General features: G+C 66.6%; 13 protein-coding genes and 1 pseudogene. 1 reads left to right on the forward strand and 13 read right to left on the reverse strand.

Annotated elements, in window-relative coordinates; genetic code table 11:
- Positions 1–274: 274 nt before the first annotated feature.
- From BMZ69_RS17735 to BMZ69_RS17770, 8 genes are all read right to left on the reverse strand, one after another.
- Entirely contained in the window at positions 275–1,060 is a 786-nt protein-coding gene (locus BMZ69_RS17735; protein WP_092158967.1) for a succinate dehydrogenase iron-sulfur subunit, read from the reverse strand.
- A 14-nt stretch (positions 1,061–1,074) separates the two neighbouring features.
- On the reverse strand, positions 1,075–2,907 hold the full coding sequence (gene sdhA, locus BMZ69_RS17740) for a succinate dehydrogenase flavoprotein subunit (protein ID WP_092158969.1): 1,833 nt from the start codon (positions 2,905–2,907) through the stop codon (positions 1,075–1,077).
- A 2-nt stretch (positions 2,908–2,909) separates the two neighbouring features.
- Complete coding sequence (gene sdhD, locus BMZ69_RS17745) at positions 2,910–3,302, reverse strand: succinate dehydrogenase, hydrophobic membrane anchor protein (RefSeq protein ID WP_244543423.1); 393 nt, start codon at positions 3,300–3,302, stop codon at positions 2,910–2,912.
- 11 nt (positions 3,303–3,313) lie between these two features.
- Positions 3,314–3,706 carry a succinate dehydrogenase, cytochrome b556 subunit gene (gene sdhC, locus BMZ69_RS17750; RefSeq protein ID WP_092158971.1) on the reverse strand — a complete coding sequence of 131 codons (393 nt, stop codon included), beginning with the start codon at positions 3,704–3,706 and terminating at the stop codon, positions 3,314–3,316.
- Positions 3,707–3,883: 177 nt separating this feature from the next.
- Positions 3,884–4,945 (reverse strand): MaoC family dehydratase, encoded by a 1,062-nt coding sequence (locus tag BMZ69_RS17755; RefSeq protein WP_092158973.1) that lies wholly within the window; start codon positions 4,943–4,945, stop codon positions 3,884–3,886.
- Between the two features lie 75 nt (positions 4,946–5,020).
- On the reverse strand, positions 5,021–5,749 hold the full coding sequence (locus tag BMZ69_RS17760) for an aspartate/glutamate racemase family protein (RefSeq protein ID WP_092158975.1): 729 nt from the start codon (positions 5,747–5,749) through the stop codon (positions 5,021–5,023).
- Positions 5,746–6,699 (reverse strand): threonine/serine dehydratase, encoded by a 954-nt coding sequence (locus BMZ69_RS17765; protein WP_092158977.1) that lies wholly within the window; start codon positions 6,697–6,699, stop codon positions 5,746–5,748. The genes BMZ69_RS17760 and BMZ69_RS17765 overlap by 4 nt, the downstream gene beginning before the upstream one ends.
- The gene (locus BMZ69_RS17770; RefSeq protein WP_175506855.1) at positions 6,696–7,457 is read right to left on the reverse strand and encodes a DUF429 domain-containing protein; all 762 of its coding nucleotides are present in this window, start codon (positions 7,455–7,457) and stop codon (positions 6,696–6,698) included. Before BMZ69_RS17770 ends, BMZ69_RS17765 begins: the two co-directional genes overlap by 4 nt.
- A 101-nt stretch (positions 7,458–7,558) precedes the next feature.
- Here BMZ69_RS17770 and BMZ69_RS17775 point away from each other — a divergent pair, with 101 nt between their 5' ends.
- Complete coding sequence (locus BMZ69_RS17775; RefSeq protein ID WP_092158981.1) at positions 7,559–8,434, forward strand: HpcH/HpaI aldolase/citrate lyase family protein; 876 nt, start codon at positions 7,559–7,561, stop codon at positions 8,432–8,434.
- A 196-nt stretch (positions 8,435–8,630) separates the two neighbouring features.
- Here the strand turns inward: BMZ69_RS17775 and BMZ69_RS17780 are convergent, their stop codons facing one another.
- The 5 genes and pseudogenes from BMZ69_RS17780 to BMZ69_RS17800 form a co-directional block, all read right to left on the reverse strand.
- Positions 8,631–9,044 carry a F0F1 ATP synthase subunit epsilon gene (locus tag BMZ69_RS17780; RefSeq protein WP_092158983.1) on the reverse strand — a complete coding sequence of 138 codons (414 nt, stop codon included), beginning with the start codon at positions 9,042–9,044 and terminating at the stop codon, positions 8,631–8,633.
- A 139-nt stretch (positions 9,045–9,183) separates the two neighbouring features.
- Positions 9,184–10,590 (reverse strand): annotated as a pseudogene (gene atpD, locus BMZ69_RS17785) (F0F1 ATP synthase subunit beta); the annotation flags it as partial.
- 183 nt (positions 10,591–10,773) lie between these two features.
- Complete coding sequence (locus BMZ69_RS17790) at positions 10,774–11,643, reverse strand: F0F1 ATP synthase subunit gamma (protein ID WP_092158987.1); 870 nt, start codon at positions 11,641–11,643, stop codon at positions 10,774–10,776.
- A gap of 98 nt (positions 11,644–11,741) precedes the next feature.
- A complete protein-coding gene (atpA, locus tag BMZ69_RS17795; RefSeq protein ID WP_092158989.1) occupies positions 11,742–13,274 on the reverse strand; it encodes a F0F1 ATP synthase subunit alpha in 1,533 nt (510 codons plus the stop codon).
- On the reverse strand, positions 13,274–13,846 hold the full coding sequence (locus BMZ69_RS17800; protein ID WP_092158991.1) for a F0F1 ATP synthase subunit delta: 573 nt from the start codon (positions 13,844–13,846) through the stop codon (positions 13,274–13,276). The genes atpA and BMZ69_RS17800 overlap by 1 nt, the downstream gene beginning before the upstream one ends.
- Between the last annotated feature and the right edge of the window lie 171 nt (positions 13,847–14,017).

Here is a 14,017-nt window from a genome sequence, read left to right on the forward strand (position 1 = left end):
TTCGCCCTCATGCAGTGACTTAGCGTCAGCAGGAGAGCGCGGCGTCTTGTCGCGGGCGTGATCGATTAAGGGCCGAAACCGGCGAAATCAGCGGCGGAATTACGGACAGTTGCCAAGCGTTAGAATCCACTTCCGCCTGAGGCGAGGCGGAATTCGCTGGCGTGAGTCGGCTGGCGTGGCGGCCGAGAACCGGAGCGGAGCGTACATCAGTACGTGAGCACCGGAAGCGCAGGCCGTCGCGTCAGACGGCCGCGCCAGTAGAATTCCGGCCGCCTCAGACCTGGCGAGCCACCATCATCTTCTTCACTTCCGCGATCGCCTTGGCCGGATTGAGGCCCTTCGGGCAGGCATTGGCGCAGTTCATGATGGTATGGCAGCGATAGAGCCGGAACGGGTCCTCGAGATCGTCGAGGCGCTCGCCGGTGGCCTCGTCGCGGCTGTCGATCAGCCAGCGATAGGCCTGCAGCAGCGCGGCAGGACCGAGATAGCGATCGCCGTTCCACCAATAGCTCGGGCACGAGGTCGAGCAGCAGGCGCACAGGATGCACTCATAGAGACCGTCGAGCTTCTCGCGGTCGTCCTTGGCCTGCTTCCACTCCTTTTCGGGCGCCGGCGTCGTCGTCTTGAGCCAAGGCTCGATCGAGGCGTGCTGGGCGTAGAAGCGGGTCAGGTCGGGAACGAGGTCCTTGACCACCGGCATGTGCGGCAGCGGGTAGATCGCGACCTTGCCCTTGCCGCCGCACTCGTCGATGCCGGTGGTGCAGGCGAGGCCGTTCTTGCCGTCCATGTTCATGGCGCAGGAACCGCAGATGCCCTCGCGGCAGGAACGCCGGAAGGTTAGCGTCGGGTCGACCTTGTTCTTGATCCAGATCAGGGCGTCGAGCACCATCGGCCCGCAATCCTCGCGGTCGACATAATAGGTGTCGGTGCGCGGATTGGCGGTGTCGTCCGGGTTCCAGCGATAGATCTTGAACTCGGTGACCTTCTTGGCGCCGGCCGGCTTCGGCCAGGCCTTGCCCTCGGTAAGGCGGGAGTTCTGCGGGAGATTGAATTCGGCCATCGGTCAGATCGTCCTCAGTACACCCGCGCCTTCGGCTTGATGTATTCGATATCGTTCGAGAGCGTGTAGGTGTGCACCGGACGGTCATCGAGCGTGACGGTGCGCTTCTCGTCATCGATCCAGGCGAGCGTGTGCTTCATCCAGTCCTTGTCGTCGCGGTCCGGATAATCCTCGCGGGCATGGGCGCCGCGGCTTTCCGGACGCTGCAGCGCCGAGTCCATGGTGACCACCGCCTGGGTGATCAGGTTCTCGAACTCGAGCGTCTCGATCAGGTCGGAATTCCAGATCAGCGAGCGATCCGTCGTGCCGATATCGGTGATGCCGGCCCAGACCTCGTGGATCGCCTTGTGGCCGGCCTCGAGCGTCTCGCCGGTCCGATAGACCGCGCAATCGGACTGCATCGTCCGCTGCATCTTGTCGCGCAGCACCGCCGTCGGCGTGCCGCCCTTGGCATGGCGGTACTTGTCGAGGCGGGTGAGCGAGAGATCGGCCGAGTTCGCCGGCAGCTCCGGCTGCTTCTCGCCGGCCTTGACGGTCTCGGCGCAGCGCAGGCCGGCCGCCCGGCCGAAGACGACGAGGTCGATCAGCGAGTTCGAGCCGAGGCGGTTGGCGCCGTGCACGGAGACGCAGGCAGCTTCGCCGATCGCCATCAAGCCCGGCACGACCCGGTCCGGATCGCCGTCGACCTTGGTCAGCACCTCGCCGTGGAAGTTCGTGGGGATGCCGCCCATGTTGTAATGCACCGTCGGGATCACCGGGATCGGCTCGCGGGTGACGTCGACGCCGGCGAAGATCTTGGCGCTCTCCGAAATGCCGGGCAGGCGCTCGTGCAGGATCTTCGGGTCGAGATGGTCGAGATGCAGATAGATGTGGTCCTTGTCCTTGCCGACGCCGCGGCCGGCCCGGATTTCCATCGTCATCGAGCGTGAGACGACGTCGCGCGAAGCGAGGTCCTTCGCTGACGGGGCATAACGCTCCATGAAGCGCTCGCCCTCGGAATTGGTGAGATAGCCGCCTTCGCCTCGGGCGCCCTCGGTGATCAGGCAGCCCGAGCCGTAGATGCCGGTCGGGTGGAACTGCACGAACTCCATGTCCTGCATCGGCAGGCCGGCGCGCAGCACCATGCCGCCGCCGTCGCCGGTGCAGGTATGGGCTGAGGTCGCCGAGAAATAGGCGCGGCCATAGCCGCCGGTCGCCAGGATCGTCTGCTGCGAGCGGAAGCGATGCAGCGTGCCGTCATCGAGCTTGAGCGCGATCACGCCGCGGCAATGACCGTCCTCGTCCATGATCAGGTCGATGGCGAAGTACTCGATGAAGAACTCGGTGTTGTAGCGCAGCGCCTGGCCATAGAGCGTGTGCAGCATGGCGTGGCCGGTGCGGTCGGCGGCGGCGCAGGTGCGCTGGGCCGGCGGGCCATTGCCGAAATCGGTGGTCATGCCGCCGAAGGGGCGCTGGTAGATCTTGCCGTCCTCGGTGCGCGAGAAGGGGACGCCCCAGTGCTCGAGCTCGTAGACGGCGGCCGGCGCGTTGCGCACGAGGTATTCGATCGCGTCCTGGTCGCCGAGCCAGTCCGACCCCTTGACGGTGTCGTACATGTGCCACTGCCAGGTGTCCTTGCCCATATTGCCGAGCGAGGCGGCGACGCCGCCCTGGGCCGCGACAGTATGCGAGCGGGTCGGGAACACCTTGCTGATGCAGGCGGTGCGCAGGCCGGCCTGCGAGCAGCCGACCGTGGCGCGAAGCCCGGCGCCGCCGGCGCCGACGACGACGACGTCGAAGGTGTGGTCGGTGATGGCGTAGGCCTGGCCGGTATAGGCCGGGACCGGGCGGGCGCGGGTGATCGCCATGATCAGCCTCCGAACGAGATCTTCAGGAGCGCGAAGGCGCAGGCGGCGCCGACGGCGATCGCAAAGAAGGTGTTGGCCATCACGGCGAGGAGCTTCAGCCCCTCATGATGGATGTAGTCCTCGATGACCACCTGCATGCCAAGGCGCATGTGGACCGCACCTGATACGACGAAGAGCAGCATCAGGATCGCAACGATCGGGTTCGACAGCGCCGCAATGGCCGCGCCATAGGGCTTGCCGATCAGCGAGATCACGACGCACAGGAAAGCGAGCGTCAGGATGAGGTTGGCGACGCCCGTGACGCGCTGCAGCCAGAAATGCCCGGTGCCGGACTTGGCCGAACCGAGGCCGCGGACGCGGCCGAGCGGGGTGCGCATCGAGGAGTTGGAAAGCATTGTCGTGTTCCTCAGCGCGTCAGGACGATGATCCAGACAAGCACGGTGAGCCCGCCGGAGACGACGACACTGTACTTCGCCAGGTTCGTGCGGGTCTGCGGGTCGAAGCCGTGGCCGAGATCCCAGACGAAATGGCGAAGGCCGCCGACCATATGGTGCAGCAGCACGAAGGTGTAACCGAACAGCACGAGCCGGCCGAGGATCGAGCCCGCGATCCACTGCGCCGTTTCGTAAGCGGCCGGGCCCGAGGCGGCGGCGATGAGCCAGAGCGCAATCAGCAAAGTGCCGCCATAGAGCGCCACGCCGGTGGCGCGGTGGGCGATCGACGCCGCCATGGTCCAGGACCAGCGATAGATCTGCAGATGCGGGGAAAGCGGGCGCGCCGCCGGTCTGGATTCGGCCAAGTCTTGAACTCCCGACCCTTCAAGCTCACGAGCGAAGATCGCTTGGTATCGTTCTAGAGTGAATGGCTCTCTAACGAAACTATCCCCACGTCGCAATGCGATAGGCAATGGGGTGATTACAGAAACTGAAATCTGTAACTTTCTCCGTCACCGCGTATCCCAACCGCTTCCGGATGGTCAGCGCGGCAGCAACGCCCAATAGTCGAAATCGAGAATCACGCCGTCGGCGTACTGATCGGCATGCTTGAGCGGATGCTCGTTGCAGGGCAGGTTCTTGGTCGCGACCAGGCGCAGGCGCAGCGCCCCGACGTCCTCGCGCCCTGGCAGTTCGGCCGCCTCCAGCACCTCGCTCCAGGCGAAAACGGTGTCACCGGCGAACAGCGGCGAGACATGGCGGCCGGCATTGATCGCGGCGATATGGAAGGCGTTGCCGAGCCCGTTGAAGGACAAGGCCCGCGCCAGGCTGATGACGTGGCCGCCATAGATCAGGCGCTTGCCGAAACGGGTCTCGCGCGCGCCATAGCCGTCGAAATGCACCTTGGCGGTATTCTGGTAGAGCCGGGTCGCGATCTGGTGCTCGGCCTCCTCGACGGTCATGCCGTCGACATGGTCGATGCGCTCGCCCGCCTGATAAGCCCCCCAGCGGAAGGACGAGCCGGCGAGCGCGTCGTCATAGGCGGCAGGATGCAGCGGCGGGCAACCCTCGCCCAGCGCCTCCGGCGCGACGCTCTTCGGCAATTCCGGCACCAGCTCGAATGCAGCAGGGGTACCCGGCTGGCGCTTGCGCACCAGGACCCAGCGGGCATAGCTCAACACGATCTCATTGTGCTGGTTACGACCGATCGACCGGACATAGACGATGCCGGCATCGCCGCCCGAGGTCTGCTTCAGCCCGATCACCTCCGACGTCGTCGAAAGCGTGTCGCCCGGGAAGACCGGCTTGAGGAAGCGGCCATCGGCATAGCCGAGATTGGCGACGGCATTGAGCGAGATGTCCGGCACCGTCTTGCCGAAGACGATGTGGAAGACCAGAAGGTCGTCGACAGGCGCGGCGGGATAACCAATCGCCTTGGCGAAGGCATCCGAGGACTGCACGGCGAAACGCGGCCCGTAGAGCGCGGTGTAGAGCGAGACGTCCCCGACCGTCACCGTGCGCGGCGTCGCGTGGACGATCGTCTCGCCGAGCCGGAAGTCCTCGAAGAAGCGGCCGGTATTGGTCTTGCTGGGGGTCTCGGTCATCGGCCTGGCTCTCGCGGCGGGCCCTCATTGTGCGCTGCGGCGCGGCCCGCCGTAAAGCTGGTTCGAGGTCGAAGGCTAGCGGAAGTCGCGCGGTCTCAGGCCGGCATGGAACCAGGTGATCATCGAGTAGATGTCGTAGACCGGCAGCCCCGTCGCCGCCTGCACGGCAGCCGCATAGGGCGGCATATTGGTGCATTCGAGCACGATGGCGCCGACCTCGGGATGCGTCGCGACCAGCCGCTGGGCGGCTTCGACCACGTCCTGCTCGGCGAGATCGATATCCATCTCGTCCTTCTCCGCCTTGATCAGCACGCGGAAGAATTCGCGGCCGTTCTCGGTGCCGGTCACCGGCGTGTCGGCGGGAACGCCGACGGCCTGCAAGTGCTGCGGCGTCAGCGTCGCCGCCGAGACGGTGACGAGGCCGACGCGCTTGCCCGGCGGCAGGGTCGCCTGCACCCAGGGCACCTGCATCAGCGATGACGTAGCGACAGGCACGTTTATGGCAGCGGCCAGTTCTTGCTGGAACAGCGAGAGGAAGCCGCAATTGGTGGTGATCGCCTCGGCGCCGTGCCGGATCAGCTCCTGCGCCGCCGCGACGAAATCGGGGAGCAGCCCGGCTGCTCCCTTCAGCACCACCTTCTCCGGGCTCGCTCCGGAGACGACGCGGTAGAGCACCGGGAAGGGCCAGGTCGTGGCATTGCCCATGTCGCCGAAGATGCGCGGAAAGCGCGCCTCCAGCATCAGCACGCCGAGCGGCGCGCCATAGAGCGCCTTGCCGCCCCTCGCGATGCCCCGCTTGCTCATGCCGTGATCTCGACCAGCTTGGTCAGGTCGACATTGGCGCCGCAGACGAGAACGCCGAGGCGCTCGCCGGGCTGCGGCTTGTAGGAGCCCGCGATCAGCGCACCGAGCGCCGCTGCGCCGCCGGGCTCGACCGCAAGGCGGAAATCGCGCCAGAGCAGCGCTTGAGCCTCGGTGATCGCCGCATCCGGCACCAGTGCGACATGGTCGACGGCATCCTTGCAGACGTCATAGACCAGTTGGCCGACATTGCGGGCCCCGAGCGAATCGGCCGCGACCGAGGCGACGGTCACCGTCACCGGGCCCTTGGCCTCGAGTGCGGCCTGCAGCGCCCGCGAACCCTCCGGCTCGACACCGACGACCTTGACGCTGCTGCCGGCAAACCAGGCGGCGATTCCCGAGATCAAACCGCCGCCGCCGACTGCGACCAGCACCGTATCGAGATCGGGCTCTTGCTTGTGCCATTCGCGCCCGAGCGTGCCCTGGCCGGCGATCGTCTCCTTGGCCGAGAAGGGATGGATCTTCAGTGCCCCGGTCTCGGCCACGAATTTGTCGCAGGCGGCCTGAGCGTCGTCATATTGCGCGCCGCCAATGCGGACCTCGCCGCCGAAGCGGCGGATCGCCTCGATCTTGGCGGCCGGCGAGATCTCCGGCACGAAGATCGTCGCCTTGACGCCGCGATTGCCGGCGGCATAGGCGACGGCAGCGCCATGATTGCCGCCCGAGGCTGCGGCGACGCCGGCGGCGGGCACATCGAGCGAGAGCAGGTTGTTGAAGGCTCCGCGCGTCTTGAACGAGCCGGCATGCTGCAGGCTTTCGAGCTTGAGCGAGACATCGGCGCGCGAGCCGAAGGCGCCGGTGCCGAGCCGCATCACCGGGGTGGTGCGGGCATGGCCGGCAATGCGATCAGCCGCAGCCTCGATCATCGAGCGCGGCACAGGCTTGTCTGTCATGGCGGGTATCCTGGGCGGGGGCGATCCGCGACGTAGGTCCAGATCGCGATAGGTAGACCTTGGCTATCGCGTCCCGGTGGATCGGGGAAGGGCCTGCCACGCCCGCCAGCAATGTGCCGGGCGACGACCAGCGCTGCGAGCGCATCGAGCGCATCGTCTGCCCCGGCGCCGCGCGGCGGTCTGGCATGCACGATTGCCTCCGGCAGCCCGGCCGCCAGCAGCAAAACGCGGCGCTCGGCCATGCCGGCCGGGTTGACCACGCCCTTGATCTTCTTCGGGTGCAGCAGCGGCGCGCCGCGCATGGTCCGGAAGGCGAGCTCCGGATGCGTCTCATAGATGCGCGCGCACCAACCCGGCTCGGCCCGCAGCAGCGCGTCGATCTCGCGGATGCGCGGGAAGAGGTGGAAACCCTGCTTCGAGACCTTGCGCGGCGGCTCCGAAGTGGCGAGCGCCAATCGGCAGGCTTCGGCATAATCGACGGCATGGACCGCGCTGCGCGAAGGGATCGAGAACACCGAGGATTGCCGCTCGCCGAGCAGCGCCCGCACTGACTGCTCCGGCCCGCGCCCGGACCCGGCGATCCGATCCGGCAGGCCGATCGGCATGTCGACCGCGATCAGCTCCGGCACGAGCGGATCGGCCAGCAGATCGCTCCAGCGCGGGAAGACACGGAAGAAGGGCGCCTCCATTCCCGTGCGATCGGCGAAAGCCGCGATCCAGCCCGCCTTGCAGCCGTCGACACCCGCAATCCAGCCCATCACAGCCCTGTCATTCGTCTTTCGCAGAACTGACATTGCATTGCGGCGCAGCTTAGTGTGCACTGCGGCGAAACCGGCGACCCTCAATCCGGAGAACCATAATGACCGATATCCGTCCGCGCCGCAGCGTCCTCTATATGCCGGGCTCCAATGCCCGCGCCCTGGAGAAGGCCCGCGAGATCGCCGCCGACGCGCTGATCCTCGATCTCGAGGACGCGGTCGCTCCCGATGCCAAAGGGCTGGCGCGTGAACAGGTCTGCGCCGCGATCAAGGCCGGCGGCTATGGCCGGCGCGAGCTCGTCATCCGCACCAATGGCATCGATACGCCCTGGTTCGACGCCGACCTCGCCGCCGCATCCGAGGCGGGCCCCGACGCGATCCTGATCCCCAAGGTCTCCTCGCCCGAGACGCTGGTCGAGATCGGCCATCGCCTGACCGGGCTCTGGGCCAAGCCGGAAACGCGGGTCTGGGCGATGATCGAGACCCCGCTCGCTATTCTCGACTGCGAGAGGATCGCCCGCGCCGCCCGCGATCCCTCGACCCGCCTCGCCTGCTTCATCCTCGGCACCAACGACCTCGCCAAGGAGACGCGCGCCCGCTTCGTGCCGGGCCGTGCCCCGATGCTGCCGTGGCTGACCACGGCGATCCTCGCCGCCCGCGCCCATGGCATCGACGTGATCGACGGCGTCTATAACGACCTCAAGGACGATGCCGGCTTCAAGGCCGAATGCGAGCAGGGCCGCGATCTCGGCTTCGACGGCAAGACCCTGATCCATCCCAATCAGGTCGCCCTGGCGAATACGGTTTTTGCGCCGGAGGAGAGCGAATTGACGCGTGCGCGCGCCATCATCTCGGCCTTCGACGAGCCTGAGAACGCTGACAAGGGCGCGATCCAGCTCGACGGCCGCATGGTCGAGCGCCTGCATGCCGAGATGGCCAAGCGCGTGGTGGCGCTGGCCGAGGCGATCGCCGCCTGAGAGCCGTTCCCCGTCATGGTCGGGCTTGTCCCGACCATCCACGTCTTCCTCGGGTCATGTGGTGTTCAAGACGTGAATGCTCGGCACAAGGCCGAGCATGACGCGAAAGCTGCCCGACAGCGAGATCCCCTGAGGCCGAACGAAAAAGGCCGGGAGCGAGCTCCGGCCTTTTTCAATTCCGTCCAGTAGACTTCGCTCAAGCGGCCTTGCGCTGCTCGAACACGCCCTTGAACTCGCGCAGCTGCACGAGCTGGTCGTGCAGGCGCTTCTTCTCGGCCTCGTCATGCGAGCCGGCATGGCGGGTCTCGGCGGTCAGGATTTCCGCGTCGAGGACGGCGGTGTCGACGTCCTCAAGGAAGCGGGCCTGCTCGGCCAGGATGGTGACGCTCGTCGCGTTGACCTCGGCGAGGCCGCCCGAGACGAAGAATTCCTTGCCGTTGCTGGAGTCGGTCTGGACCAGGACGATGCCCGGCTTCAGCACGGCGACGACCGGGGCGTGACCGGCGAGCACGGTCATCTCGCCCTCGACCGACGGCACGATGACGCTGACGGCGTCGCCCGAGAACAGGATGCGCTCCGGCGAGACGAGTTCGAATGTGAAGGTGGCCATCTTGCTATCTCTCCGCCGTCATTCCGGCCGACGCGAAGCGGCGCGCCGGAATCCATCCTAGAACGCAACGCCCTTCGATGGATCCCAGATCAGCGCCGCTACGCGGCCTGTCCGGGATGACGGGCGCGTGTGTTGGACCTTACGCCGCCTCGGCGGCCAGGCGCTGGGCCTTCTCGATCGCCTCGTCGATCGAGCCGACCATGTAGAAGGCCGCCTCCGGCAGGTGGTCGTACTTGCCCTCGACCAGGCCCTTGAAGCCCTTGATCGTGTCCTCGAGCGCGACGAGCTTGCCCGGCGAACCGGTGAAGACTTCCGCAACGAAGAAGGGCTGCGACAGGAAGCGCTCGATCTTGCGGGCGCGGGCGACGGCGAGCTTGTCCTCTTCCGAGAGCTCGTCCATGCCCAGGATCGCGATGATGTCCTGCAGGGCCTTGTAGCGCTGGAGGATCTGCTGGACCTGGCGGGCAACGCCGTAGTGCTCGTCACCGACGATGGCGGCCGAGAGCATGCGCGAAGTCGAGTCGAGCGGGTCGACCGCCGGATAGATGCCCTTTTCCGCGATCGAACGCGAGAGCACGGTTGTGGCGTCCAAGTGCGCGAACGAGGTGGCAGGCGCCGGGTCGGTCAGGTCGTCCGCCGGCACGTAGATCGCCTGCACCGAGGTGATCGAGCCCTTATTGGTGGTGGTGATGCGCTCCTGCAGGTTGCCCATGTCCGTGGCGAGCGTCGGCTGATAGCCCACCGCCGACGGGATGCGGCCGAGGAGCGCCGACACTTCCGAGCCGGCCTGGGTGAAGCGGAAGATGTTGTCGACGAAGAACAGCACGTCCTGGCCACGGTCGCGGAAGTCTTCCGCCACGGTCAGGCCGGACAGGGCGACGCGCATGCGGGCGCCCGGAGGCTCGTTCATCTGGCCGTAGACGAGGGCGCACTTGGAGCCTTCGCCGCCGCCCTTCTTGTTCACGCCCGACTCGATCATCTCGTGATAGAGGTCGTTGCCCTCACGGGTGCGCTCGCCGACGCCGGCGAACACGGAATAGCCACCGTGGGCCTTCGCGACGTTGTTGATCAGCTCCATGATCAGCACGGTCTTGCCGACGCCGGCGCCGCCGAACAGGCCGATCTTGCCGCCCTTGGCGTAGGGGGCGAGGAGGTCGACGACCTTGATGCCGGTGACCAGGATCTGAGCTTCCGTCGCCTGGTCGGCATAGCTCGGAGCCGGCTGGTGGATGCCGCGGGTGCCCGAGGTCTTGATCGGGCCGGCTTCGTCAACCGGCTCGCCGATGACGTTCATGATGCGGCCGAGGCACTCGTCGCCGACCGGAACCGCGATCGGCGCGCCGGTGTCGGTGACCGCCTGGCCGCGGACCAGACCTTCGGTCGAGTCCATGGCAATGGTGCGGACCGTGTTCTCGCCGAGGTGCTGGGCAACCTCGAGGACGAGGCGGTTGCCGAGGTTGTCGGTCTCGAGCGCGTTCAAGATCTCGGGCAGAGCGCCGTCGAACTGCACGTCGACGACGGCGCCGATGACCTGGGCAACGCGGCCGGTACCGGTGTTGGCGGGCTTGTCGGTCTTGGTCTTGGTAGCGGCTTTGGCCATGGTTCGAACCTCGGATTCGCGTTCAGCGTGTCGGATGGCCGGCACGCCGGCCTGAATTTAGGCGGTTAGAGCATGATGCCGAAAGGTGGGTACCGGTTTTCGGCCGACATCATGCTCTCTTCTCAAAAACTACAGCGCTTCCGCGCCGGAGATGATCTCGATCAGTTCCTTGGTGATCATCGCCTGACGCGAGCGGTTGTAGATCGTCGTCTGCTTCTTGATCATCTCGCCGGCATTGCGCGTGGCGGAGTCCATGGCGGACATGCGCGCGCCCTGCTCGGAGGCGGCGTTCTCGAGCAGCGCCCGCAGCACCTGGACGGCCAGGTTGCGCGGCAGCAACGTCTCGAGGATCTCGCTCTCTTCCGGCTCGTAGTCGTAGACCGCGTCGGTCGTCTTGGCGCCGGCCGGGATCTCGGCCGGGATGATCTGCTGCGCCGTCGGGATCTGCGCGATCACCGACTTGAACTTCGAGAAGAACAGCGTCGCGACGTCGAACTCGCCGGCGGCGAAGCGCGTCAGGATGTTCTGCGCGATCGTCTCGGCATTGGCGAAGCCGAGCTGCTTGAAGGCGCGCAGGTCAACGAGCTCGATGATATCCGCGGCGAACTGCCGGCGCAGGATGTCATAGCCCTTCTTGCCGACGCAGATGATCTTGACCGTCTTGCCGTCGGCCTTGAGCGCATTCGCCTTGTCGCGGGCGAGACGCGCGATCGAGGAGTTGAAGGCGCCGCACAGGCCGCGCTCGGCCGTGCAGACGACGAGCAGCTGGACCTTGTCCGAGCCCGTGCCGGCGATCAGGCGCGGCGCGCTGCCATTGGCGAGGCCGCCGGCGAGATTGGCCAGCACCGCATCCATGCGCTCGGCATAGGGGCGAGCCGCCTCGGCCGCGGTCTGGGCGCGGCGCAGTTTCGCCGCCGCGACCATCTGCATGGCCTTGGTGATCTTCTGCGTCGCCTTCACCGAGGCGATGCGGTTGCGTAGGTCCTTAAGGGACGGCATCCGGTCTTGATCCCCTATCCGTCACTGCAGGGAGCAGCGACGAAGCATCCAGAACTGGTGCGCAGCGGGGCTGGATTGCCTCGCTGCGCTCGCAATGATCAGGCGAAGGACTTGGCGAAGCCTTCGACGATCCCCTTCAGCTTCGCGGCATTCGGGTCCGACAGGTCCTTCGAGGAGCCGATCTCGTTCAGCAGGTCGGTGTGCTTGCCGCGGACGAGCGAGAGCAGCCCGTCCTCGAAAGCGCGCACCTTATTGACCGGGAGCGGATCGAGATAGCCGTTGACGCCGGCATAGATCACCACGACCTGCTCTTCCATCTTCAGCGGCGAGAACTGCGGCTGCTTCAGGAGCTCGGTCAGGCGGGCACCGCGGTTGAGCAGGCGCTGCGTGACCGCGTCGAGGTCCGAGCCGAACTGGGCGAAGGCGGCCATCTCGCGATACTGGGCGAGCTCGCCCTTGATCTTGCCCGCGACCTTCTTGGTCGCCTTGGTCTGCGCCGAGGAGCCGACGCGCGAGACCGAGAGGCCGACGTTCACCGCCGGGCGGATGCCCTGGTAGAACAGGTCGGTCTCCAGGAAGATCTGACCGTCGGTGATCGAGATCACGTTGGTCGGGATGTAGGCCGAGACGTCGTTGGCCTGGGTCTCGATGACCGGCAGCGCCGTCAGCGAGCCGTTGCCGGCGGCGTCGCCCATCTTGGCGGCGCGCTCGAGCAGGCGGGAGTGGAGATAGAACACGTCGCCGGGATAGGCCTCGCGGCCCGGCGGGCGGCGCAGCAGCAGCGACATCTGGCGATAGGCGACGGCCTGCTTCGACAGATCGTCATAGATGATGACGGCGTGCATGCCGTTGTCGCGGAAATACTCGCCCATCGAGCAGCCGGCGAAGGGCGCCAGGAACTGCATCGGGGCCGGGTCGGAGGCGGTGGCCGCCACCACGATGGAATACTCCATCGCGCCGCGCTCCTCGAGCACCTTCACCAGCTGGGCGACGGTCGAGCGCTTCTGGCCGACGGCGACGTAGACGCAGTAGAGCTTCTGGCTTTCCGGAGCGCCTTCGACGTTGAGCGGCTTCTGGTTCAGGATCGCGTCGAGCGCAACGGCGGTCTTGCCGGTCTGGCGGTCGCCGATGATCAGCTCGCGCTGGCCGCGGCCGATCGGGATCAGGGCGTCGATCGCCTTGAGGCCGGTCGCCATCGGCTCGTGCACCGACTTGCGCGGAATGATGCCGGGGGCCTTGACGTCGACGCGGGCGCGCTGGGCGGCCTTGATCGGGCCCTTGCCGTCGATCGGGTTGCCGAGAGCGTCGACGACGCGGCCGAGCAGCTCCTTGCCGACGGGCACGTCGACGATGGCGCCGGTGCGCTTGACGGTCTGGCCTTCCTTGATCTCGCGGTCGGAGCCGAAGATGACGACGCCAACATTGTCGCTCTCGAGGTTGAGAGCCATGCCGCGCACGCCCGTCTCGAATTCGACCATCTCACCGGCCTGAACCTTGTCGAGGCCGTAGACGCGGGCGATGCCGTCACCGACGGAGAGAACCTGACCGACCTCGGTGACCGAGGCTTCCGAGCCGAAGTTCGAGATCTGCGACTTCAGGATAGCGGAGATTTCAGCGGCGCGGATGTCCATCAGCCGACCTCTTTCATGGCAAGACGAATAGAATTGAGCTTGGTTTTCAGGGACGCATCGACCATGCGCGAGCCCATCTTGACGACGAGACCGCCGATGATGGCCGGGTCGACCTTGAGCGAGACGTCGACATCCTTGCCCGCGACCTCCTTGAGGGCGGCGGTGAGGTCCTTGAGCTGGGCGGCAGAGGGCTCCTCTGCCAGCGTGACCTCGGCGCTGACGACGCCCTTGGCCTCGGCGACCTTGGCGCGGAAGGCGCGGATCATGCCCGGCAGCGCGAACAGGCGGCGCTTGCTGGCGACGAAGCCGATGAAGTTGGCGGCAAGCCCGGCGATGCCGGCCTTGGCGGTGAGCGCGGTGATGGCGGAGACCTGGTCCTGCGCCGAGAAAGCCGGGCTCTCGATCAGGCGCTTGAGATCGTCACTCTCGGCGATCATCGCCGCGAAGCCGTCGAGGTCCTTGGCGACGGCGTCGACCGTCTTGGCCTCGCTGGCCAGTTCGAACAGAGCCGTCGCGTAACGCTCGGCCACGCCCGAGACTGGGGACTGTTCCTGCGATCCGCCCTCGGCCACGCTCTCGCTCTCTCTTCCAGGGGACCGCTCCGGCGACCTTCTGGCGAAGGTGGAGTGCACGGCCCCGACGCTGCGATGATCAAGCGCGCGACAAACCTGTTCCAGGGCTTGCGGCGCTTGGATTGCGGCGGTGCGATAGCATGGGGTTTCGGGGTGCGCAACCGACGAAAT

The organism is Allobosea sp. CRIB-10 (assembly GCF_900112185.1).
Lineage (GTDB): Bacteria > Pseudomonadota > Alphaproteobacteria > Rhizobiales > Beijerinckiaceae > Allobosea.